This is a genomic window from Pseudomonas sp. 15A4 (assembly GCF_016925575.1).
In the GTDB taxonomy this organism is placed as follows: Bacteria; Pseudomonadota; Gammaproteobacteria; order Pseudomonadales; family Pseudomonadaceae; genus Aquipseudomonas.
This window is the reverse complement of sequence record NZ_CP068986.1, coordinates 4,858,844-4,879,131: the sequence shown is the minus strand read 5'-3', so window position 1 is coordinate 4,879,131 and position 20,288 is coordinate 4,858,844. Positions and strand designations below refer to the sequence as shown.

General features: G+C 60.8%; 16 protein-coding genes, 1 tRNA gene and 3 pseudogenes. 11 read left to right on the top strand and 9 right to left on the bottom strand.

Annotated features, from left to right (window positions below; genetic code table 11):
• The first annotated feature begins 293 nt into the window (after positions 1 to 293).
• The 6 genes and pseudogenes from JN403_RS21645 (at position 294) to cysG (ending at position 7,814) form a co-directional block, all read left to right on the top strand.
• On the top strand, positions 294 to 2,708 hold the full coding sequence (locus JN403_RS21645; protein WP_205484204.1) for a DNA translocase FtsK: 2,415 nt from the start codon (positions 294 to 296) through the stop codon (positions 2,706 to 2,708).
• Between the two features lie 76 nt (positions 2,709 to 2,784).
• Complete coding sequence (gene lolA, locus JN403_RS21640) at positions 2,785 to 3,408, top strand: outer membrane lipoprotein chaperone LolA (protein ID WP_122536347.1); 624 nt, start codon at positions 2,785 to 2,787, stop codon at positions 3,406 to 3,408.
• A gap of 18 nt (positions 3,409 to 3,426) precedes the next feature.
• Positions 3,427 to 4,748 (top strand): annotated as a pseudogene (locus JN403_RS21635) (replication-associated recombination protein A).
• Entirely contained in the window at positions 4,748 to 5,122 is a 375-nt protein-coding gene (gene crcB / locus JN403_RS21630) for a fluoride efflux transporter CrcB (RefSeq protein WP_205484202.1), read from the top strand. Before JN403_RS21635 ends, crcB begins: the two are co-directional and overlap by 1 nt.
• A gap of 16 nt (positions 5,123 to 5,138) precedes the next feature.
• Complete coding sequence (gene serS, locus JN403_RS21625; RefSeq protein WP_205484200.1) at positions 5,139 to 6,419, top strand: serine--tRNA ligase; 1,281 nt, start codon at positions 5,139 to 5,141, stop codon at positions 6,417 to 6,419.
• Positions 6,420 to 7,814 (top strand): siroheme synthase CysG, encoded by a 1,395-nt coding sequence (gene cysG / locus JN403_RS21620; protein WP_172611468.1) that lies wholly within the window; start codon positions 6,420 to 6,422, stop codon positions 7,812 to 7,814. It begins immediately after the preceding gene.
• Positions 7,815 to 7,884: 70 nt separating this feature from the next.
• Here cysG and JN403_RS21615 read toward each other — a convergent pair whose 3' ends face one another.
• The 7 genes and pseudogenes from JN403_RS21615 to JN403_RS21585 form a co-directional block, all read right to left on the bottom strand.
• Complete coding sequence (locus JN403_RS21615; RefSeq protein ID WP_205484198.1) at positions 7,885 to 8,886, bottom strand: glutathione S-transferase family protein; 1,002 nt, start codon at positions 8,884 to 8,886, stop codon at positions 7,885 to 7,887.
• Between the two features lie 96 nt (positions 8,887 to 8,982).
• Positions 8,983 to 9,990 carry a glycosyl transferase family protein gene (locus JN403_RS21610; RefSeq protein WP_205487612.1) on the bottom strand — a complete coding sequence of 336 codons (1,008 nt, stop codon included), beginning with the start codon at positions 9,988 to 9,990 and terminating at the stop codon, positions 8,983 to 8,985.
• Complete coding sequence (locus tag JN403_RS21605) at positions 9,980 to 10,315, bottom strand: TusE/DsrC/DsvC family sulfur relay protein (protein ID WP_205487609.1); 336 nt, start codon at positions 10,313 to 10,315, stop codon at positions 9,980 to 9,982. The genes JN403_RS21610 and JN403_RS21605 overlap by 11 nt, the downstream gene beginning before the upstream one ends.
• Positions 10,312 to 10,610: pseudogene (tusB, locus tag JN403_RS21600) on the bottom strand (sulfurtransferase complex subunit TusB). The gene JN403_RS21605 and the pseudogene tusB overlap by 4 nt, the downstream one beginning before the upstream one ends.
• Entirely contained in the window at positions 10,610 to 10,972 is a 363-nt protein-coding gene (gene tusC, locus JN403_RS21595) for a sulfurtransferase complex subunit TusC (RefSeq protein ID WP_205484196.1), read from the bottom strand. The pseudogene tusB and the gene tusC overlap by 1 nt, the downstream one beginning before the upstream one ends.
• Before the next feature lies 1 nt (position 10,973).
• Positions 10,974 to 11,366 (bottom strand): sulfurtransferase complex subunit TusD, encoded by a 393-nt coding sequence (gene tusD / locus JN403_RS21590; RefSeq protein ID WP_205484194.1) that lies wholly within the window; start codon positions 11,364 to 11,366, stop codon positions 10,974 to 10,976.
• Positions 11,367 to 11,480: 114 nt separating this feature from the next.
• The gene (locus tag JN403_RS21585; RefSeq protein ID WP_122536358.1) at positions 11,481 to 12,152 is read right to left on the bottom strand and encodes a Bax inhibitor-1/YccA family protein; all 672 of its coding nucleotides are present in this window, start codon (positions 12,150 to 12,152) and stop codon (positions 11,481 to 11,483) included.
• A 170-nt stretch (positions 12,153 to 12,322) separates the two neighbouring features.
• Between JN403_RS21585 and JN403_RS21580 the strand changes: the two genes are divergently transcribed.
• Positions 12,323 to 12,413, top strand: a tRNA-Ser gene (locus tag JN403_RS21580).
• Between the two features lie 172 nt (positions 12,414 to 12,585).
• A pseudogene (locus JN403_RS21575) lies at positions 12,586 to 14,725 on the top strand (methyl-accepting chemotaxis protein).
• Between the two features lie 77 nt (positions 14,726 to 14,802).
• Here JN403_RS21575 and JN403_RS21570 read toward each other — a convergent pair.
• The gene (locus tag JN403_RS21570) at positions 14,803 to 15,003 is read right to left on the bottom strand and encodes a hypothetical protein (protein WP_205484192.1); all 201 of its coding nucleotides are present in this window, start codon (positions 15,001 to 15,003) and stop codon (positions 14,803 to 14,805) included.
• 381 nt (positions 15,004 to 15,384) lie between these two features.
• Between JN403_RS21570 and JN403_RS21565 the strand changes: the two genes are divergently transcribed.
• Complete coding sequence (locus JN403_RS21565) at positions 15,385 to 16,269, top strand: EamA family transporter (protein ID WP_122536361.1); 885 nt, start codon at positions 15,385 to 15,387, stop codon at positions 16,267 to 16,269.
• A gap of 413 nt (positions 16,270 to 16,682) precedes the next feature.
• Positions 16,683 to 18,905 (top strand): TonB-dependent siderophore receptor, encoded by a 2,223-nt coding sequence (locus JN403_RS21560; RefSeq protein WP_205484190.1) that lies wholly within the window; start codon positions 16,683 to 16,685, stop codon positions 18,903 to 18,905.
• A gap of 42 nt (positions 18,906 to 18,947) precedes the next feature.
• On the opposite strand, the gene JN403_RS21555 is transcribed toward JN403_RS21560, so the two are convergent.
• Positions 18,948 to 19,676 (bottom strand): SOS response-associated peptidase family protein, encoded by a 729-nt coding sequence (locus JN403_RS21555; RefSeq protein WP_205484188.1) that lies wholly within the window; start codon positions 19,674 to 19,676, stop codon positions 18,948 to 18,950.
• Positions 19,677 to 19,774: 98 nt separating this feature from the next.
• On the opposite strand from JN403_RS21555, the gene umuD reads away from it, so the two are divergent.
• The gene (gene umuD, locus JN403_RS21550; RefSeq protein ID WP_122625290.1) at positions 19,775 to 20,215 is read left to right on the top strand and encodes a translesion error-prone DNA polymerase V autoproteolytic subunit; all 441 of its coding nucleotides are present in this window, start codon (positions 19,775 to 19,777) and stop codon (positions 20,213 to 20,215) included.
• The last annotated feature ends 73 nt before the right edge of the window (positions 20,216 to 20,288 follow it).

Sequence of the window (20,288 nt, the reverse complement as noted above, 5' to 3'; positions counted from 1 at the left end):
CTTTGTCGGCAAAGAAAATGCGTGCTCAAATTGTCACCGCCCGGCGACGCTTGAACATCTGCAAGCACCGCGCCAGACTAACGTAGCGCGCGGCGCGCAAATCCGTACAATGCCGATGTTGTTTAACCTCATTTCAAGTCACCTGTCGAGCGTGCGTTATCGCAGGCGCGGTTTTCCCTACTGCCATGATGCTGTTCTGGCCGATGTTCGGGAAAGCCACTGCCATTTCGCCAAGGCAGTCGTACACAGTCAATCATCAGATGTTCGCGCTTGCGCGCAGGAATTGAAGCGTTTTGAAGAAATCCACCATAGCACCCACCCCCGTTCCGCTCTGGCGGCAGCACTTGCACTACCGGCTCAAGGAAGGTGCATTGATCGCGTTCGGCGCGCTGTGTCTTTATCTGATCATGGCGCTGCTGACCTACGATCAGGGCGATCCGGGCTGGAGCCACACCAGCAGCTCGAGCAACTCGGCTCAGGTTCAGAACGCCGCAGGCTTTGCCGGTGCGTATTCTGCCGACATCCTGTTCATGATCCTCGGCTACTTCGCCTACATCTTCCCGTTGCTGCTGGGGATCAAGGCTTATCAGGTCTTCCGGCATCGCCACGAGCCGTGGCAGTGGAGCGGCTGGCTGGTTTCCTGGCGCATGATCGGTCTGGTGTTTCTGGTCCTCGCCGGCGCCTCGCTGGCGCACTTGCACTTTCATTCGGCGTCAGGCCTGCCGGGTTCAGCCGGTGGCGTGCTGGGCGAAGTACTGGGTGATCTGGCCAAGCGCGCGCTGAACGTCCAGGGCAGCACGCTGCTGTTCATCGCCTTGTTTTTGTTCGGTCTGACTGTGTTCACCGATTTGTCCTGGTTCAAGGTCATGGACAACACCGGCAAGATCACGCTGGACCTGATCGAATTGTTCACCGGCTCGCTCAACCGCTGGTGGACCGCCCGCAATGAGCGCAAGCAAATGGTCGCTCAGCTGCGTGAAGTCGACATGCGCGTCGACGAAGTGGTGGCTCCGGTTGCCCCGGATCGACGCGAGCAGGCCAAAGCCAGGGAACGAATCATCGAGCGCGACCAGGCACTGACCGAGCATATGGCCGCCCGTGAGAAGCACGTGCCAGCCGTGATTGCCCCTGCGCCTCCCCGCGCCCCTGAGCCGAGCAAGCGCGTACAGAAAGAGAAACAGGCGCCGTTGTTCGTCGACAGCGCCGTGGAAGGCACCTTGCCGCCGATCTCGATCCTCGACCCGGCCGAGAAAAAGCAGCTCAACTATTCGCCTGAATCGCTGGCAGCGGTGGGTCATCTGCTGGAGATCAAGCTGAAGGAATTCGGCGTTGAAGTCACGGTGGATTCCATCCATCCGGGCCCGGTGATTACCCGCTACGAAATTCAGCCGGCTGCCGGTGTAAAGGTCAGCCGTATCTCCAACCTGGCGAAAGACCTGGCCCGCTCGCTGGCAGTCACCAGCGTTCGTGTGGTCGAGGTCATTCCCGGCAAGACCACGGTCGGTATCGAAATTCCCAACGAAGATCGCCAGATCGTGCGCTTCTCCGAGGTCCTGTCGACGCCGGAATACGACGATGCGAAATCGCCGGTCACCCTGGCGCTGGGTCATGACATCGGCGGCAAGCCGGTCATCACTGACCTCGCCAAGATGCCGCACCTGCTGGTCGCCGGTACCACCGGTTCCGGTAAGTCGGTGGGCGTAAATGCCATGATCCTGTCGATCCTGTTCAAATCCGGGCCGGAAGACGCCAAGCTGATCATGATCGACCCGAAGATGCTTGAGCTGTCGATCTACGAAGGCATTCCGCATTTGCTGTGCCCGGTGGTCACTGACATGAAGGACGCCGCCAATGCCCTGCGCTGGTCGGTGGCCGAGATGGAACGCCGCTATAAGCTGATGGCCAAGATGGGCGTGCGTAACCTGTCGGGCTTCAACCAGAAGGTGCGTGAAGCAGAGGAGGCCGGCACGCCACTGTCCGACCCGCTGTATCACCGCGAGAGCATTCACGACGAAGCGCCGCTGCTGACCAAGCTGCCGACCATCGTGGTGGTGGTCGACGAATTCGCCGACATGATGATGATCGTCGGCAAGAAGGTCGAAGAGCTCATCGCCCGAATCGCCCAGAAGGCCCGTGCCGCAGGTATCCACCTGATTCTCGCCACTCAGCGACCTTCGGTGGACGTGATCACCGGCCTGATCAAGGCGAACATCCCGACGCGCATGGCATTTCAGGTGTCGAGCAAGATCGACTCCCGGACCATCATCGATCAGGGCGGCGCCGAACAACTGCTTGGTCACGGCGACATGCTGTACATGCCCCCGGGTACCAGCCTGCCGATTCGCGTGCACGGCGCCTTCGTGTCGGACGAAGAGGTTCACCGGGTCGTTGAGGCGTGGAAGCTGCGCGGTACGCCGAACTACAACGATGACATCCTGGCCGGCGTAGAAGAGGCGGGTAGCGGCTTCGAAGGCGGCGGTGGCGGCGGTGATGGCGAAGACAGCGAAAGCGATGCGCTTTACGACGAAGCCGTGAAGTTCGTGCTGGAAAGCCGTCGTGCGTCGATCTCTGCGGTGCAGCGCAAGCTGAAGATTGGCTACAACCGCGCCGCGCGCATGATCGAAACCATGGAAAACGCCGGCGTCGTGACGCCCATGAACACCAACGGCTCGCGCGAAGTGATTGCGCCAGCCCCAGTGCGTGACTGACACTTCCCGGTCACGCGTCACCGGGCGTCGTCATCGCGGCGGCGCCCGGCTTCAACCACACTCAAAGAGGAATCCCATGCGTCTTATCCGCATGCTGTTGGTATCTGCACTGGCTTTTTCTGCTGTCTCGGCCCACGCCGACAGCAAGGACGTGGCGCGCCTGACCCAACTGCTGGAAAACTCGAAAACCCTGAGCGGGCGTTTTTCCCAGCTCACCCTCGACGGTGGCGGCACCCAGTTGCAGGAAACCACCGGCGAGATGACCTTGCAGCGCCCTGGCTTGTTCTACTGGCACACCGACGCGCCGCAAGAACAGCTGATGGTCTCCGATGGCAAGAAGGTTTCTCTGTGGGACCCTGATCTGGAGCAGGTCACCATCAAGACCCTCGACCAGCGCCTGACCCAGACCCCGGCGCTGCTGCTGTCCGGCGACGTCTCAAAAATCAGCGAAAGCTTCGACATCACTGCCAAGGAAGCGGGCGGCGTGATCGACTTCGTGCTCAAGCCTAAATCCAAGGACACCCTGTTCGACAGCCTGCGTCTATCGTTCCGCAACGGCATGATCAACGACATGCAACTGATCGACAGCGTCGGCCAACGCACCAATATCCTGTTCACCGGCGTCAAGGCCAACGAGCCTGTCGCGGCGAGCAAATTCCAGTTCCAGATCCCGAAGGGCGCTGACGTCATTCAGGAATAAAAGGGGGTCGCCTGTTCAATGGACCTGTTCAGCACTGAACCGATCGCGCAACCGTTGGCCGCCCGCCTGCGAGCGACCAACCTGGACGAGTACGTCGGCCAGCAACATTTGCTAGCCCACGGTAAGCCGCTGCGTGAAGCGCTGGAGCAGGGCGCGCTGCACTCGATGATTTTCTGGGGGCCGCCCGGCGTGGGAAAACCACGCTGGCGCGGTTGCTGGCGAAAGTCTCCGACGCGCACTTTGAAACGGTGTCGGCGGTGCTGGCCGGGGTCAAAGAAATCCGTCAGGCGGTGGAGATCGCCAAGCAACAGGCCGGGCAGTACGGCCGCCGGACCATTCTGTTCGTCGACGAAGTGCACCGCTTCAACAAGTCGCAGCAGGATGCGTTTCTGCCCTACGTCGAAGACGGCACGCTGATCTTCATTGGCGCCACCACTGAAAACCCCTCTTTCGAACTCAACAACGCGCTGCTGTCCCGCGCCCGGGTCTATGTGCTGAAAAGTCTGGACGAGGGTGCGCTGCGTCAGTTGGTCAGTCGTGCGTTAACCGAAGAACGCGGGCTGGGCAATCGGCATCTGACCCTGGGCGACGAGGCCTTCCAGACGCTTCTGGCTGCAGCTGATGGCGATGGTCGGCGGATGCTCAATCTGTTGGAGAACGCCTCGGACCTTGCCGAAGACGGCAGCGAAATTGACCCCGAGTTGCTGCAAAGCCTGCTTGGCGACAGTCGCCGTCGCTTCGACAAAGGGGGTGAAGCGTTCTACGACCAGATTTCCGCGCTGCACAAATCCATTCGCGGCTCCAATCCCGACGCCGCGCTTTACTGGTTCGCGCGGATGATCGACGGCGGCTGCGACCCGCTGTATCTGGCGCGGCGGGTGGTGCGCATGGCCAGCGAAGACATAGGCAATGCTGATCCGCGCGCCTTGCCGCTGTGCATGTCGGCGTGGGATGTGCAGGAACGCCTCGGCAGTCCGGAAGGCGAACTGGCCGTGGCCCAGGCCATCGTTTACTTGGCCTGCGCGCCGAAGAGCAACGCTGTGTACATGGGTTTTAAAATGGCCATGCGCGAAGCCACCGAGCATGGCTCGCTGGAAGTCCCGCTGCACCTGCGCAACGCACCGACCAAATTGATGAAACAGCTCGGCTACGGCGAAGAATACCGCTACGCCCATGATGAACCGGACGCTTACGCGGCAGGTGAAGACTACTTCCCCGACGAACTCGAACCGCGCCAGTATTACCAGCCGGTCCCCCGCGGCCTTGAGCTGAAAATCGGCGAAAAACTCAAACACCTGTCAGCGCTCGACCGCGCCAGCCCACGTCAGCGGAGAAAATAGTGATTCAGTTGATTCTTGCCGTGTCCGCCGGTGGCGTGGCTGGTACATTATTGCGCTTCGCCGCCGGTAACGTCGTGGCTGCGAACTGGCCGCGCTACTTCTACACGGCCACGTTGGCGGTAAACCTGGTGGGCTGCCTGCTGATCGGTGTGCTGTACGGTCTGTTTCTGATCCGCCCGGAAGTCCCGATCGAACTGCGCGCTGGTTTGATGGTTGGATTCCTCGGTGGTTTGACGACGTTCTCGTCTTTCTCACTGGACACGATTCGTCTGCTTGAAAGCGGCCAGGCTCCTCTGGCCATTGGCTACGCCCTCATCAGCGTACTGGGCGGGCTGCTCGCAACATGGGCCGGCCTGTCTTTGACCCGAATTTAATATACGAGAAACCGATATGCTCGACTCCAAACTGCTGCGTACTCAACTTCAGGACGTAGCGGATCGCCTGGCTTCCCGTGGCTTCACGCTGGACGTCGCCCGCATCGAAGCGCTGGAAGCCCAGCGCAAGACCGTGCAGACCCGCACCGAACAGCTTCAGGCCGAGCGTAACGCCCGTTCCAAATCCATCGGTCAGGCCAAACAGCGCGGCGAAGACATCGCACCGCTGATGGCTGACATCGATCGCATGGCCGAAGAGCTGAGCACTGGCAAGAAAGAGCTGGACGCCATCCAGTCCGAACTTGATGCCATGGCCCTGAGCATGCCGAACCTGCCCCACGAGTCAGTGCCAGTGGGCGCTGACGAAGAACAAAACGTTGAAGTGCGTACCTGGGGCACGCCGGCGTCGTTCGACTTCGCGGTTCAGGACCACGTCGCCCTGGGCGAGAAGTTCGGCTGGCTGGATTTTGAAACCGCCGCCAAGCTCTCCGGCGCCCGTTTCGCGTTGCTGCGTGGCCCGATTGCGCGCCTGCACCGGGCGCTGGCGCAGTTCATGATCACGCTGCATATCAACGAGCATGGTTACGAAGAGGCCTACACGCCGTATCTGGTTCAGGCGCCTGCGTTGCAGGGCACCGGCCAGCTGCCGAAATTCGAAGAAGACCTGTTCAAGATCTCCCGCGAAGGCGAAGCCGATCTGTACCTGATCCCGACCGCCGAAGTGTCGCTGACCAACATCGTCTCGGGTGAAATCCTCGACGCCAAACAGTTGCCGTTGAAGTTTGTTGCTCATACCCCGTGCTTCCGCAGCGAAGCCGGCGCATCGGGCCGTGATACCCGCGGCATGATCCGTCAGCATCAGTTCGACAAGGTCGAGATGGTGCAGATCGTCGAGCCGGAAAAATCCATGGAAGCGCTGGAGAGCCTGACCGGAAACGCCGAGCGCGTTCTGCAATTGCTCGAATTGCCCTACCGCGTACTGGCACTGTGCACCGGCGACATGGGCTTCAGTGCGGTCAAGACCTATGACCTGGAGGTGTGGATCCCGAGCCAGGACAAATACCGTGAAATCTCCTCGTGCTCCAACTGCGGCGATTTCCAGGCGCGTCGCATGCAGGCCCGCTGGCGCAACCCGGAAACCGGCAAGCCGGAACTCGTTCACACGCTAAATGGCTCTGGCCTTGCAGTGGGTCGCACGCTGGTGGCGGTGTTGGAAAACTACCAGCAGGCCGACGGCTCGATCCGCGTGCCGGAAGTCCTCAAGCCGTGGATGGGCGGGATTGAGGTGATCGGCTAAATGGAATTTCTGCCGCTGTTCCATAACCTTCGGGGCGCCCGGGTGCTGGTGGTGGGCGGCGGCGAGATTGCCTTGCGCAAGTCTCGCCTGCTGGCCGATTCCGGTGCAGTGCTACGTGTGGTTGCTCCCGAGATCGGAGCGGAAGTGCGCGAGCTGATCGAGCGCAGCGGCGGGGAACAGATTCTGCGCGGCTACACCGAGTCGGACCTCAACGGCTGCGTGCTGATCATTGCTGCCACCGATGACGAGCCGCTTAACGCGCAGGTGTCAGCCGATGCCCGCCAGCGTGGTGTGCCGGTCAATGTGGTGGATGCGCCTGCGCTGTGCAGCGTGATCTTCCCGGCGATCGTCGACCGTTCGCCGCTGGTGATCGCGGTGTCCAGCGGTGGCGATGCGCCGGTGCTGGCACGGCTGATCCGCGCCAAGCTGGAAACCTGGATTCCACCGACCTACGGGCATCTGGCCGGTCTGGCCGCACGCTTTCGTCATCAGGTCAAAGGGCTGTTTCCCAACGTTCAGCAGCGCCGGGCCTTCTGGGAAGATGTATTCCAGGGGCCCATCGCTGACCGGCAACTGGCCGGGCAGGGGGCCGAAGCCGAGCGGTTGCTGCAAGCGAAGATCGACGGCGATGCGCCTGCCACGACCGGTGAGGTGTACCTCGTGGGCGCAGGGCCTGGCGATCCTGATCTGCTGACCTTTCGCGCCCTGCGTTTGATGCAGCAGGCGGATGTCGTGCTTTACGACCGCCTGGTAGCCCCGGCGATTCTGGACTTGTGCCGTCGCGACGCCGACCGGGTTTACGTCGGCAAGCAGCGCGCCGATCATGCCTTGCCGCAGGATCAGATCAACCAGCAGTTGGTGGATCTGGCCAAGCAGGGCAAACGCGTGGTGCGACTGAAGGGCGGTGATCCGTTCATCTTCGGCCGTGGCGGTGAAGAGATCGAAGAGCTGGCGGCCCACGGCATTCCCTTCCAGGTCGTGCCGGGCATCACGGCGGCCAGTGGTTGCGCGGCCTATGCCGGTATCCCGCTGACCCATCGCGACCACGCGCAGTCCGTGCGTTTCGTGACCGGCCACCTGAAGAACGGCACCACCGACCTGCCCTGGAAAGACTTGGTTTCGCCCTCGCAGACCTTAGTGCTCTACATGGGTCTTATCGGGCTACCGGTTATTTGCGAACAACTGATCAAGCACGGGCGCGCGGCCGACACCCCCGCTGCGCTCATTCAGCAGGGCACCACGGTAAACCAGCGCGTCTTCACCGGCACGCTGGCCAACCTTCCGCAATTGGTCGCCGAACACGAAGTCCATGCGCCGACCCTGGTGATCGTGGGTGAAGTGGTGAAGTTGCGGGAAAAACTGGCGTGGTTTGAAGGGGCGCAGGCGAGCGTTTGATTCCACCGCAGTCTTCCAAAAGGTTCTGCGGTGGAGAGGCAGGTGGGGTTTCAGCGTTAACTGAAACCCTTCAGCTGTTCTGCAATATCCCTTTTCCGCTCAAACGCCCGCGATCATGTTCGCCGCTGAAATCCTGCTGCGGGCCTTTTGGCACGACGCCGGTCGGGTTGATGGTGGCGTGGCTCGCGTAGTAGTGATGCTTGATATGCACGAAGTCCACCGTCTCGGCCACGCCCGGCAATTGATACATCTCCCGCACCCAGTTGCTCAGGTTCGGGTAGTCGGCAATGCGCCGCAGGTTGCACTTGAAGTGCCCGTGGTACACCGCGTCAAAGCGAATCAGTGTGGTGAACAGGCGCACGTCCGCTTCGGTCAGGTATTCACCCGCGAGGTAGCGTTTCTCGCTCAGCAGCGTTTCCAGCGCGTCGAGCTCGGCGAACACTTCATCGAAAGCCTCTTCGTAAGCACCTTGTGACGTCGCGAATCCGGCGCGATAGACACCGTTGTTCACGGCCGGGTAAATACGGTCGTTCAGCCTGTCGATCTCGTTGCGCAGCGGCTCTGGATAGAGATCCAGGTGATTGCCGGTCAGGTCGTCGAACGCCGAATTGAACATCCGGATGATTTCCGACGACTCGTTGCTGACGATGCGATTCAGCTGCTTGTCCCACAGCACCGGTACCGTCACACGACCGGTGTAATCGGCGGTGTCGGCGAGGTAGCGCTGGTACATGAAGGTGTGGCCATCCAGCGCGTCGCCGGTAGACCCTTTCTGCTTGTCGAACGTCCAGCCGTTTTCGCGCATCAGCCAGCTGACAACGGAGACGTCGATCAAACCTTCCAGACCCTTGAGCTTGCGCACGATCAACGTGCGATGGGCCCATGGGCAAGCAAGGGAAACGTACAAATGGTAACGACCGGCCTCCGCTTTGAAGCCGCCTTCACCGGACGGTCCGGGCCGACCATCGCGGGTGACCCAGTTCCGCCGTTTGGCCTGCTCGCGCTGAAAAGCGCCGTCTTTGCTGCTTTCGTACCACTGGTCTTGCCAGCGTCCTTCAACGAGAAGGCCCATGTCTGACTCCAAATTGAGCTGTACCGAAGTACGTTGGAGATCAGTCTAAAGACAATCGTTCGAACGAATAGCGCAAAGACTGGGGGTAGCTATCGGCTAAATCGATCTGTTGCGGTTTGCCCAGTACTGCTCCGCCCGGGCGAAGGCTTCAGCCCGCGGCATCCCGAGGCCCCGCAGTGCCAACGCCATGGTCGCAATCAACGCCAATTGCGGGTAACTGTCCTCGACATCGCCTTTCCAGATCGCGACCAGATGCTGCGGGTCGAGAGTCGCCGGCTTCACGTGGCGACGGTCCGACAACGCCGGCCATTCTTCGTCCCACGGCTGGCCATCGGTAGTGCCGTACAAGTGACTGATGGTGTCCGGGTTGATCTCGACTTCACCACCGTCGCCCTTGATCACGATGGCGTGGTCGCCGAGCAGGCTGCTGGCGTCACGATGCACGCCCTGATAGCCCGGATGGAAAATACTCTGCAGCCCGCAGCGGGCACCCAGGGGATTGAGAATGCGCGCCAGCGAGTGGATCGGTGAGCGCAGCCCCAGCGTGTTGCGCAGATCGATCATGCGCTGCAGCTGCGGCGCCCAGTCGCCAAGGGGAAAGAACGCGATGTTCTGCTGCTCCAGTGCTTCACCCACCGCTTGCCAGCTTCGGCACAGCGGAATGCCCAACAGCTCCAGCAACTGCTCGCTGTACAGGCGGCCAGCGGTATGGGCGCCGCCGCCGTGCATCAGTACGCAGACGCCGTTCTGCGCCAGGCACTTGGCCGCCAGCAGGTACCACGGCAGATGGCGCTTTTTGCCGGCGTAGGTCGGCCAGTCGATATCGACCGTCAATTCCGGCGCATGCAGACGCTCGCGCACGGCCTCGGTGAAGCCCGCGAGTTCGTCCGGGCTCTCTTCCTTGTGCCGCAGCAGCATCAGAAAAGCCCCAAGCTGGGTGTCTTCGACTTTTTCATCGAGCACCATGCCCATGGCTTCCCGTGCCTCGGCGCGGGTCATGTTGCGCGCACCACGCTTGCCTTTGCCGAGAATGCGAACGAAGGGCGCAAAAGGATGCTCGGCCGGGGTTTCGGTGGCGAGAGGGTGAAATCGGTCATAGGCAATTGGTCGGCTTTGGCAGGCCCGCCAGCTTGGCGGCAAGTTTGGCGGGAGTGCCGTTGAACAGACGATTCAGGTGCAAACTGTTGCCCTTGTCGGCGCCCAGTTTCAGCGCGGTGTACTTGACCAGCGGCCGTGTGGCCGGGGACAGCTGAAATTCTGCATAGAACGCCCGCAGCAATTCGAGGATTTCCCAGTGATCGGGCGTCAGTGCGAGGTCTTCCTTGAGAGCCAGGGCTTCGGCGACTTCGTTGGACCACTCGTGCAGGTCCTCGAGATAGCCGTCTTTGTCCAGCGCAACACTGCGCCCGTCGACGATGAGCGGGTTCATAGCCACGTGTTGACCTTGTCGTAGTGCACCGAGAGTGCGACGAAGCCGGCGTAGTCGACGCTTTCGGCCCAGTCAGGCAGCGCGATGTCTCGAGCGGTAGCGTCTTCATCGAGCACGAACAGCCTCAGGCTGCCAGTCTTCGCGCTCAGTGCCTCAGCTGTGGCGGTGTCTGCGCGCAACGCATAGGTCGCGTCGCCGCACAAAAGGATCGCGTCCTGACTGCCGAGCACGCGCAGGCAACTGCTCAGGCGCGCGTCGGTAAAGGGGAGTGAGAGAGTACGTGCAGGGTAGCCATCAGATCGTTATCACCTGGTCGTAACGGTCAATGAGCGCGGCGATTTGCGTGTCATCCAGCACCTCAAGTGGCTCGACACTCAGCGCGGTCGGCTGCATCCCTCGCTGATTCAGGCTGGTGCCGCAGGCGAACAGGTCTTCCACGCCGAACATCGACAACGCCTGAAGGTTGGCGGTCAGGTCTTTCTGCTGCACCTGACTGGCGTTCTGCGCCGTCGCCAACTGCAATACGCCGTCGTCCATGAACAGCATGGCCATCGGCAGATCGAACGCGCCGCCGGCCAGGGCAATATCCAGCGCCTCGCGGGCATCCGGACCCGCCCATGGCGCCTGACGGCTGATGATCAATAATGACTTCGCCACGTCATGGCCCTCCAAAGCAGATCAAACGATCAGCCGCCTGGATCGCGTCGTGCAGCTGACCCAGCCCCGACAACTCCCAGGGTGCCGCAAGGTTTGCCGCAGGTCGCGAGTAGCGCTCCGCTTCGTCAGCATTCAACACGCCCCGACGCAGGGCGGCGGCAATGCAGACCACGCCGTCCAGCTGGTGGGTGGTGACGAAATCACGCCATTGCGCGGCGGTGTCCGACTCGTCCTGGGGCGACACCACATTGCCGGATGCGCTGTGCACGCCGTCCTGGTAGAAGAACAGGCGCACGATTTCATGGCCCTGCGCCAATGCGGCCTTGGCGAACAGCAACGCGCGTCGGGAGGAGGGCGCGTGGGCGGGCGAATGCAGAGCGATGGCGAACTTCATGGGCGGCTCGGTGGGGCGCTGACAGGGAACATGGGCGCAATGATAAAGAATTCACGAACGCCGGACAGCAAAAAGCCCGCCGAAGCGGGCTTTTTGTTGAAGCGGGCAAACTGATCAGTCTTTGCTGCCCATGATGCCGAAGATCTGCAGCAAGCTGATGAACAGGTTGTAGATCGATACATACAGGCTGATGGTCGCCATGATGTAGTTGCGCTCACCGCCGTGAATGATCGCGCTGGTCTGGAACAGAATGCAGACCGACGAGAACAGCACGAAACCGGCGCTGATCGCCAGCTGCAGGCCGCTGATCTGGAAGAACATGCTGGCCACCACGGCCCCCAGCAACACGAAGAAGCCAGCGGTGATGAAGCCGCCGAGGAAGCTCATGTCCTTGCGCGTGATCAGCACGTAGGCCGACAGACCGCCGAAGACCAATGCCGTCATCGCGAACGCGGAACCGACGACTTCAGCGCCGCCCTGCATGCCGAGGTAACGGTTGAGGATCGGGCCGAGGATGAACCCCATGAAACCTGTCAGCGCGAACGCAGAAACCAGACCCCACGCCGAATCGCGCAATTTGTTGGTGAGGAAAAACAGACCGTAGAAGCCGATCAGCACAACGAAGACGTTCGGGTAACGGAAGTTCATCTGCTGGGAGACGAATGCCATGACGCCGCTGAAGGCGAGGGTGAGGGCCAGAAGGCCGTAAGTATTGCGCAGGACGCGGCTAACCTCTAGCTGCTCGACCTGCACGCGGTTGTTGACTGCGTAATCCTGTTCGCGCATGGCGCTACTCCTGATGGTAAAAATGAAGGGTTTGAAACCTCAAGTTGCAAAGATCATAACAGAGGCGACGCAGTGCGCTAGCCGGAGAGTTTGACAGCTTGTTTCATTACGGTATTATGGCGCCCGCAAAGCGACGGAGGGGTTCACAAACCTCCAACGCGAGATGCTTCGGGGAATTGGCAGAGTGGTTGAATGCACCGGTCTTGAAAACCGGCGAACGTTAATAGCGTTTCTAGGGTTCGAATCCCTAGTTCCCCGCCAAACACAGTAAAAAGCCCGCTTACGCGGGGCTTTTTCGTTTCCGGGGTTTGGTGCGGCATGGCTGCTTTTGGTCGCCACTGCTCGAGACGCTAACGCATGGGAGCCGTTCGATTTAGGAATCAAGCGGCTGCGCCGATATAAGTTGCACGTTCGATGCATCCAAGGCACACCCATGTTCAATCGCTTCTCTATTCAGTGGAAAATCACGCTGCTCGCAGCCCTTTGTCTGTTGTTCATCGTTACGCTGCTGGTCGGTGCTTCGTTGTATCAGTCGCAGCGCAGTGCTCAGGTCGTCCAGGCTTCCAGCACCGCCATGCTCCGGGAGTCCGCGCAGAAGCGCATGGCGGCTCGTGGCGAGAGCCAAGCCCTGCGCATCCAGCGTTATTTCATGGACGTTTACCAATACAGCGACGGTTTTGCCCGGCAAGTGAAGATGCTGATGGCCCAGGCCCGGCAGCACGGCATCGCCCCGGCTTCCGTGCGTGCTGATCTGTCCTCACAGATACACAATGCTCTTCAAGGCAACCCCAATCTGCTGGGGCTGTATGTGGTCTTCGAGGCCAATGGTCTTGACGGGCAGGACGAGCAGTTTTTAAACCAGCCGACTTTAGGCAGTAATGAAAAAGGCCGCTTCGCCTTGTACTGGTCCCAGTCCAGTGATGGAACACTCGAAGCCGAGGCCATGAAGGAAAAAGTACTCACTGACACCACAGTGATGAGCAACGGCGCTCCTTATAATTTTTGGTACACCTGCCCTGTTGCCAGCGGAAAAACCTGCGTACTCGATCCCTATGTAGATGAAGTGGACGACGTCAAAACTTTAATGACCAGCATTGCCGTTCCGCTTGTCGTAGAGGGCAAGGTCGTGGGTGTGGTCGGCGCTGACATTAGCCTGGCCAGCCTTCAAGAGATCAGCAACCAGGCAAATGCCGAGCTGTACGACGGCCATGGTCACATCAGTATTGTCAGTCCCTTGGGTCTTTTCGCTGCCCATAGTGGCGATGCCTCGTTACTGGGCAAACCCTTAAGCACGGGCTTTGGTGCCCAGAGCGATGAGCTCGTTCGCCTGACGGCGGGGGGCGCTCGCAGATGCTGCATCAAGGGGCGATGCTGCAGGTCCTGGAACCGCTGCTACCCATTCCAGGCGCCAGGCCCTGGAGTGTCCTGCTCGAAGTGCCCGAAGAAATCCTCACCGCGCCGGCGAGACAGCTTGAAGCCGAACTCGACAGCCGTCGCTCCAGCGACAGCCGTATGGCGCTGGGCATCGGCTTGCTGGCCGTTATTGCCGGTCTGGCCCTGATGTGGCTGACCGCCCGTGGCGTAACTCGCCCAATTCTGAAGGTGGCCGATATGCTCAAGGACATCGCTACCGGCGAAGGGGACCTTACTCGGCGCCTGGATTACAAAAAGGACGACGAGCTGGGCAAGCTGGCTGGCTGGTTCAACCGTTTCCTCGACAAGCTGCAGCCGATCATTGCCGACGTAAAGCTATCCGTTCTGGACGCACGTGCCACCGCTGACCAGTCGGCCGCCATCGCAAAACAAACGAGCGACGGGATGCAACAGCAGCTGCGTGAAGTGGATCAGGTGGCAACCGCTTTCCAGGAAATGAGCGCCACCGCCCATGATGTCGCGCACAATGCCGCGCAAGCCGCCGAAGCCGCCCGCAGTGCTGATGACGCGACCCATGAAGGGCTGGCCGTCATCGACAACACCACCACGGCCATTGAATCGCTGGCCAACAAGATGACTGAGGCGATGGGGAGGTCGAGGGTCTTTCCAACAGCAGCCAACAGATCGGCTCTGTACTGGAAGTGATCCGCTCGATTGCTGATCAGACCAACCTTCTGGCACTCAACGCGGCCATTGAAGCTGCCCGTGCCGGTGAGGCCGGGCGTGGTTTTGCTGTGGTGGCTGACGAGGTGCGCAACCTTGCCAAACGCACCCAGGATTCGGTTGAAGAAATCCGCCAGGTTATCGAAGGCCTTCAAAGTGGCACGCGCGAAGTCGTGGGTACCATGGGCACGAGCCATGAACAGGCGCAGAACAGCGTACGCCAAGTGGAACTTGCGGTGAGTGCGCTCAGGCGCATCAGTGCCGCGGTCGGGATGATCACGGACATGAACCTGCAGATCGCCAGCGCCGCCGAAGAGCAAAGTCTGGTGGCGGAAGAGATCAACAGTAACGTGGCCGCCATTCGCGACGTGACGGAGAGCATTTCCCGACAGGCGGGCGAGTCGGCGCAGGTGAGTCAAATGTTGAATAAACTGGCCAACCACCAGCAAGCTCTGATGGGTCAATTTAAAGTCTAGGGAAGCCGACGTAGCGCGGCTGAAGGTCAAGCTCGTCGTTACCTCAATTGAGGCAGCTGGCTTCCCGGCGCATTCCCTTAAAGGTCGGCGTCGCCCAGAAGCTCGCCGGAGTTTTTCTTGCCGGCCAGCTTTGGTTGATCCTTGTGTCGGCCAAACACGAAATCCGGCCCGCTGTTGCCCGCCACTACGGCAAGCAATGTCCAGCCTTTGCCTAATAGATCGTTGGCACCCGAGGTGCTGCTGGTGGTGATCACTTCGGCTACGTCTTTAAAGTCCATCGATGCGGCTCCTTTGCTGGGTGGATGGCCGCTCCAGCGCGGCGCGGCCGGGGCTTCTGTCTGCGATGTGCGAAACAGCGCGGCAGTGTTACACCAGGGTTGTTGCTCCGGCATCATTCCCAGAGAGACCCATTCACGTTATTCCGAGAATGGCCTGAGCCGTTAGTTCCCGGTTTTAGAAGGGGTAGCACTCAACCGGCGATTTATCGTCGATGGGTGGCAGCAAGTGCTCAGGGCCGCAGAATAGCGGCGTGGCCCGCCGAGAAAAGCACGCGGGCCCCCTGCAACGCCCGTCCGGTTGAACACATCCGTATGCTCCTGCACAATTCGCCGTGCCCATTTCGCCCAGCAGCGCGCTGCAGTCACCTTCCAAGGAACCCCATGCCGTTTAAAGACCTGTGCCTGGCATTGCTCGTCATCATTGCGTGGGGTTTGAATTTCATCGTGATCAAATACGGCCTGGATGGCCTGCCGCCGATGTTGCTCGGCGCGCTCCGCTTCACGCTGGTCGCGATTCCCGCCGTGTTTTTCATCCGCCGCCCAAAGCTGCCGTGGTTCTGGCTGCTTGCGTATGGAGCGACCATTTCTTTCGGCCAATTCGCCTTTCTGTTCGAGAGCATGGCCCGTGGAATGCCACCGGGGCTGGCCTCCTTGCTCCTGCAGGCGCAGGCATTCTTTACCCTGCTGTTCGCCGCGATATTCATTGGTGAGAAATTACGCGTGTACAGCGTGGCTGGCTTATTGATCGCCGCAGGCGGGCTCACTCTCATCGGCATGGGCACGGGGGCCGCAACTCCACTGCTGGCGGTGTTGCTGGTGTTGTGCGCGGCCTCGATGTGGGCGCTGGGCAACATCATCACGCGCCGGTTTGGGAACGTCGATCTCGTCGCCCTGGTGGTCTGGGGTGCGATCGTTCCGCCGCTGCCGTTCCTCGCCATGTCGTTGTGGCTGGAGGGGCCAGCGCTCATTGAGCATTCACTGCTCAATCTGGGATGGAGCTCGGTGCTGTCCCTGGCTTATCTGGCCTTCGTCGCCACGCTGTTCGGCTACATCAGCTGGAGCAAGCTGCTGTCGCGCTACCCTGCGGGCAAAGTCGCGCCGTTTTCCCTGCTGGTGCCGGTGGTCGGCCTCAGTTCCTCGGCGTTGGTGCTGGGCGAGCGACTCAGCGTGCTGCAATGCGCGGGCGGTGTGCTTGTGATGCTGGGTCTGACGGTAAACTTGCTCGGGCCCAAGCTGTTCAATCGTGGTCGACAAGCGACGGCATGAGGCGAGGCGTTTCAGGGGTTTTGCCAGGCACGCCGTCGTCTGGCACGCGCGCCCTATAAAGCGGCGCGTCTCTCAAAAGACCTGCCATGCACGAACCCTCTGAGTGGAAATCTTTAGAGACAATTTATCTGTTCTCTGAAAATGTTCGAGTGCGCAGAGCCGGCGGTGAGTGATGTTGCGACGAAGGGCCCGGAAACACACCGATCACAGTGCTTGACGGCCCAAGGACCGCAACCATTAGTTGCTTGCGAAACAGAATCAGAACCTCTAACACCTGATAACGCTTTGCATTACCAATTTATAAAAAAGTTGTTACGATCGGCGCCCTCATAGCTTTTCGCCATGCGGAACGTCGCTCGTCAGGGTGCCGTGCCGCGGATCAGCACGCCTTCGTCCTCTCCAGGAAGCACCCGATGCTACGTCCCGCCCTGCCAGCCTTGTCGGCACTTGTTGCCCTTGGTTTCTCCAGCCATTCCTTCGCAGCGTCGGTGCAGCAGGATTTGCCCGATCGGCCATCGGCGACCTCGGCCGCTCAATCAGGCAGTGACAGCGCCAACTCGGCGCCGGGCGCAGTGGCGTTGGAAGGCCTGAGCATCAACGCCGATTACGGCATCGCCGGGCAGGCGACCACGGAAAGTTCGGGCTCTTACACGACGGGTTCCATGAACACGGCGACCAAGCTGCCGTTGTCCATCCGCGAGACGCCGCAGTCGGTGAGTGTGATTACCCGCCAGCGCATGGACGATCAGGGCATGAACGACCTGAACGACGTGGTGAAATACGCGCCCGGCGTGACGCTGCACCGGACGGCGTCGGACCGTCAGGAGTTCCTGGCGCGCGGTTTCAAGATCGACAACATCATGTACGACGGGCTGCCGAGCAGCATCAGCGCGTACACCCAGGACGTGATTTCCGGCGCGGATCTGGCCATGTATGACCGCGTCGAAGTGGTGCGCGGGGCGACGGGACTGATGACCGGCGCGGGCAGCCCGGCGGCGACGCTGAACCTGGTGCGCAAGCATCCCACCGCCGTGCCGCAGGTCAGCGTGACCACCAGCGCCGGCAGTTGGGACCGCTACCGCACCGAGGTCGATGCCTCGAACAAGCTCAATGATTCCGGCACCGTTCGCGGCCGCGTGGTGGCGGCGTACGAAGACGACAAGAGCTTCTCCGACATCCGCAAGAACCAGCGCCAGACCTTTTACGGGATTCTCGAAGCCGACCTCAATGACTCGACCACCTGGACCGTGGGCGCGTCGAAGCAGCGTGACGACAACACCTCGGACTGGGGCGGTCTGCCCAGTGGTCCGAACGGCGAAGACCTGCACCTCAAGCGTTCGACGTTCCTCAGCAACGACTGGTCGTACTGGAACAAAGACAACATCATGTTCTTCACCGACGTCACCCACCGTTTCGACAACGGCTGGTCGGCCAAGCTCGCCGGGCAGAAGATCTGGGCCGAAGCAGACACCTTCTCCAGCTACATCGGCAACTACGACGGTCTGGGCTTTCAGCAATACCACGGCAAGTATCGCGACGACGATGACCAGACCAACCTCGACGCCTCCCTCAGCGGGCCGTTTCAGATGTTTGGTCGCGAGCATGAGCTGGTCGTGGGCGTGAGTCACCGGCAGGAGAAGTTTCACCAGTGGGGCGGCTGGACCGATGGCACGCCGATCGATCTCTACAACCCGACCCATTCACTGCCCAAACCTGACGTCGACACCAGCCTGTATGAAACCCGCAACGCCGCCACCGAAGAAGGCGTTTACGCCGCCGCGCGCCTGAACCCGATCGACCCGCTGCACGTCATCCTCGGCGGCCGCGTCAGTTGGTATGACTACGACAACCGCGTGGGCGATGGCGATTACAAGGTGGTCCGCGAAGTCACGCCGTACGCCGGCGTCATTTATGACCTGAACGAGACATACTCGGCCTACGCCAGTTACACCGAAATCTTCAAGCCGCAGACCGAGACGGATTCATCGCGCTCGGTGCTGAAGCCAATGACCGGCAAAAACTACGAGATCGGCCTGAAGGGTGAGTATTTCGACGGTGCGCTGAACGCCTCGGTGGCGCTGTTTGAAATGGAGCAAGAGAACCGCGCCTATCAGGAGGAAAATCAAAGCGCCGCTACTTGCCCGGGCTTCCCGGCGACCAGTTGCTATGGCGCGGCGGGCAAGGTGCGCAGCCGCGGCATCGACACCGAGCTGAGCGGCGCGCTGACGCCGGACTGGCAGGTCTCGGCGTCCTACACCTACGTGCTGAGCCAGTTTGTCGAAGACGGCATCAAAAGCAACGAAGGCAAACTGTTCGCCCCCGAGCAGCCGAAGCATCTGTTCAAAGCCGCGACCAGCTACACCTTGCCCGGCGAGCTGCACAAATGGCGCGTGGGGGCAGACGTGCTGGCCCAGAGCAAAACCTTCAACCGCGTCGGCGACGGTCAGGCGGACCAGCACGCTTACGGCATCGTCGGTCTGATGGCCGGCTACAAGCTGAACGAGCACTGGGACGGCCGGGTCAACGTCAACAACCTCCTAGACAAGCGCTACTGGCAGGGCATCCCGAAAGAGTCCGGCACCGGCGTTTACGGCGATCCGCGCAACCTGATGTTCTCGGTGAAGTGGACGCTCTGATCACGCAGCTGTCGTGCAACGTTTGACCGCGCAATGCAGCGATCAAAAGTCGAGCGTGGTTTGACTCTCTGCCAGATCGGGCCCCTCCAGGGGCTCGATCAGCCTGGCGCCGTCGTTGCGCACATTGCCCACGTCCCTGCCCACCGCGTGCCAGCGAAAATCACTGACCGGTCGGCAACCGTCCTGAGCGATTTGCGCAAGCCGTGATGCCGGCGTCTGCGTATCGATCCACTCCCGAGCGAGCGCCGGCGTCAGCACCAGCGGGCGACGGTCGTGGATGTCGAGCATGCCGGCGTCACTCGCAGCCGTAATGATGACGAAGCCGTCGCGTTCGTCCGGTTCAAGCCCGGGCCTGACCTGTCCCAGCGCGGCGAAGTACATAGGCTGTCGGTCTTTCAAATGGATGAACCAAGGCTGTTTGCGCTTTGCGTCGTTCGGGTCTTTGACCCACTCAAACCAGCCGTTGGCCGGCGCCAGCGCGCGACCTTCCGGCCACAGTTCTTTGAAGAATTTGCCCGTCATCACGGTTTCCACCCGCGCATTGATCGGGTCGGGCCGTTTGCCCTTTGCCCAGGAGGGCGACCAGCCCCAGCGTACTTTGTCGACGCTCAGGCCGTCAGCGACCGGCCGGATGATTTCAACGCGGGTGGTCGGCGCCACGTTGTAACGCTCGATGGGCCAGAGATCATAGCCGTTGATGACCAACTGCTCTGGCGCCAGCGTCTTGAGGTAATGGTCCATTGGCTCGTAGATCGAGTAGCGTCCGCACATGTGTCACCCGTCGAATTTTCCTGCCTACCAGATTGACCGCACGCGGCTGAGAACGTTAACTGTATATACGTACAGTTAACAAACACAAGGTCAGTCTCATGAGTGTCACCATCCTTGGCCGGTTGTCGGCAGCGGGCGAACGGTTTCCCCTTTACGCCTTTCAGGTGCCGGCGGGTTTTCCTTCGCCGGCGGCCGATCACATCGAGCGGCACATCTCGCTGGACGAGCTGTTCGACATCCGCGCGCCCCACGTCTACCTCGTGAAAATAGAAGGCGACAGCATGCAGGGCGCGGGCATCTATTGCGGCGACCTCGTGATTGTCGACCGCAGCCTGTATGCCGAGCATGGCGACATCGTCATCGCCGCGCTGAATACCGAACCGGTCTGCAAGCGCCTGCACATGAGGGGCAACGAGGTCATCCTCAAATCCGAGAACAGCAAATACCCGCCGCGCTACGTCATGGAAGGCGACGAGTTGCTGATCTGGGGCGTGGTGAAATACAGCGTTCGCGATCACGACAAGGTGATGCATTCGTGAAGAACGAGCTTCCTTATAGAGGGAGCACGCTAGGCGGCAGGTAAAAACGCTCCATGTGGTGGGAACCCTCCGG

Excerpts from the sequence above, each read along its gene's own strand:
- serS (WP_205484200.1), top strand. The coding sequence starts at position 5,139 with ATGCTCGACTCCAAACTGCTGCGTACTCAACTTCAGGACGTAGCGGAT.
- JN403_RS21570 (WP_205484192.1), bottom strand. The coding sequence starts at position 15,003 with ATGGACTTTAAAGACGTAGCCGAAGTGATCACCACCAGCAGCACCTCG.
- JN403_RS21585 (WP_122536358.1), bottom strand. The coding sequence starts at position 12,152 with ATGCGCGAACAGGATTACGCAGTCAACAACCGCGTGCAGGTCGAGCAG.
- umuD (WP_122625290.1), top strand. The coding sequence starts at position 19,775 with ATGAGTGTCACCATCCTTGGCCGGTTGTCGGCAGCGGGCGAACGGTTT.
- JN403_RS21555 (WP_205484188.1), bottom strand. The coding sequence starts at position 19,676 with ATGTGCGGACGCTACTCGATCTACGAGCCAATGGACCATTACCTCAAG.
- cysG (WP_172611468.1), top strand. The coding sequence starts at position 6,420 with ATGGAATTTCTGCCGCTGTTCCATAACCTTCGGGGCGCCCGGGTGCTG.
- JN403_RS21605 (WP_205487609.1), bottom strand. The coding sequence starts at position 10,315 with ATGAACCCGCTCATCGTCGACGGGCGCAGTGTTGCGCTGGACAAAGAC.
- JN403_RS21560 (WP_205484190.1), top strand. The coding sequence starts at position 16,683 with ATGCTACGTCCCGCCCTGCCAGCCTTGTCGGCACTTGTTGCCCTTGGT.
- JN403_RS21565 (WP_122536361.1), top strand. The coding sequence starts at position 15,385 with ATGCCGTTTAAAGACCTGTGCCTGGCATTGCTCGTCATCATTGCGTGG.
- tusD (WP_205484194.1), bottom strand. The coding sequence starts at position 11,366 with ATGAAGTTCGCCATCGCTCTGCATTCGCCCGCCCACGCGCCCTCCTCC.
- lolA (WP_122536347.1), top strand. The coding sequence starts at position 2,785 with ATGCGTCTTATCCGCATGCTGTTGGTATCTGCACTGGCTTTTTCTGCT.
- JN403_RS21615 (WP_205484198.1), bottom strand. The coding sequence starts at position 8,886 with ATGGGCCTTCTCGTTGAAGGACGCTGGCAAGACCAGTGGTACGAAAGC.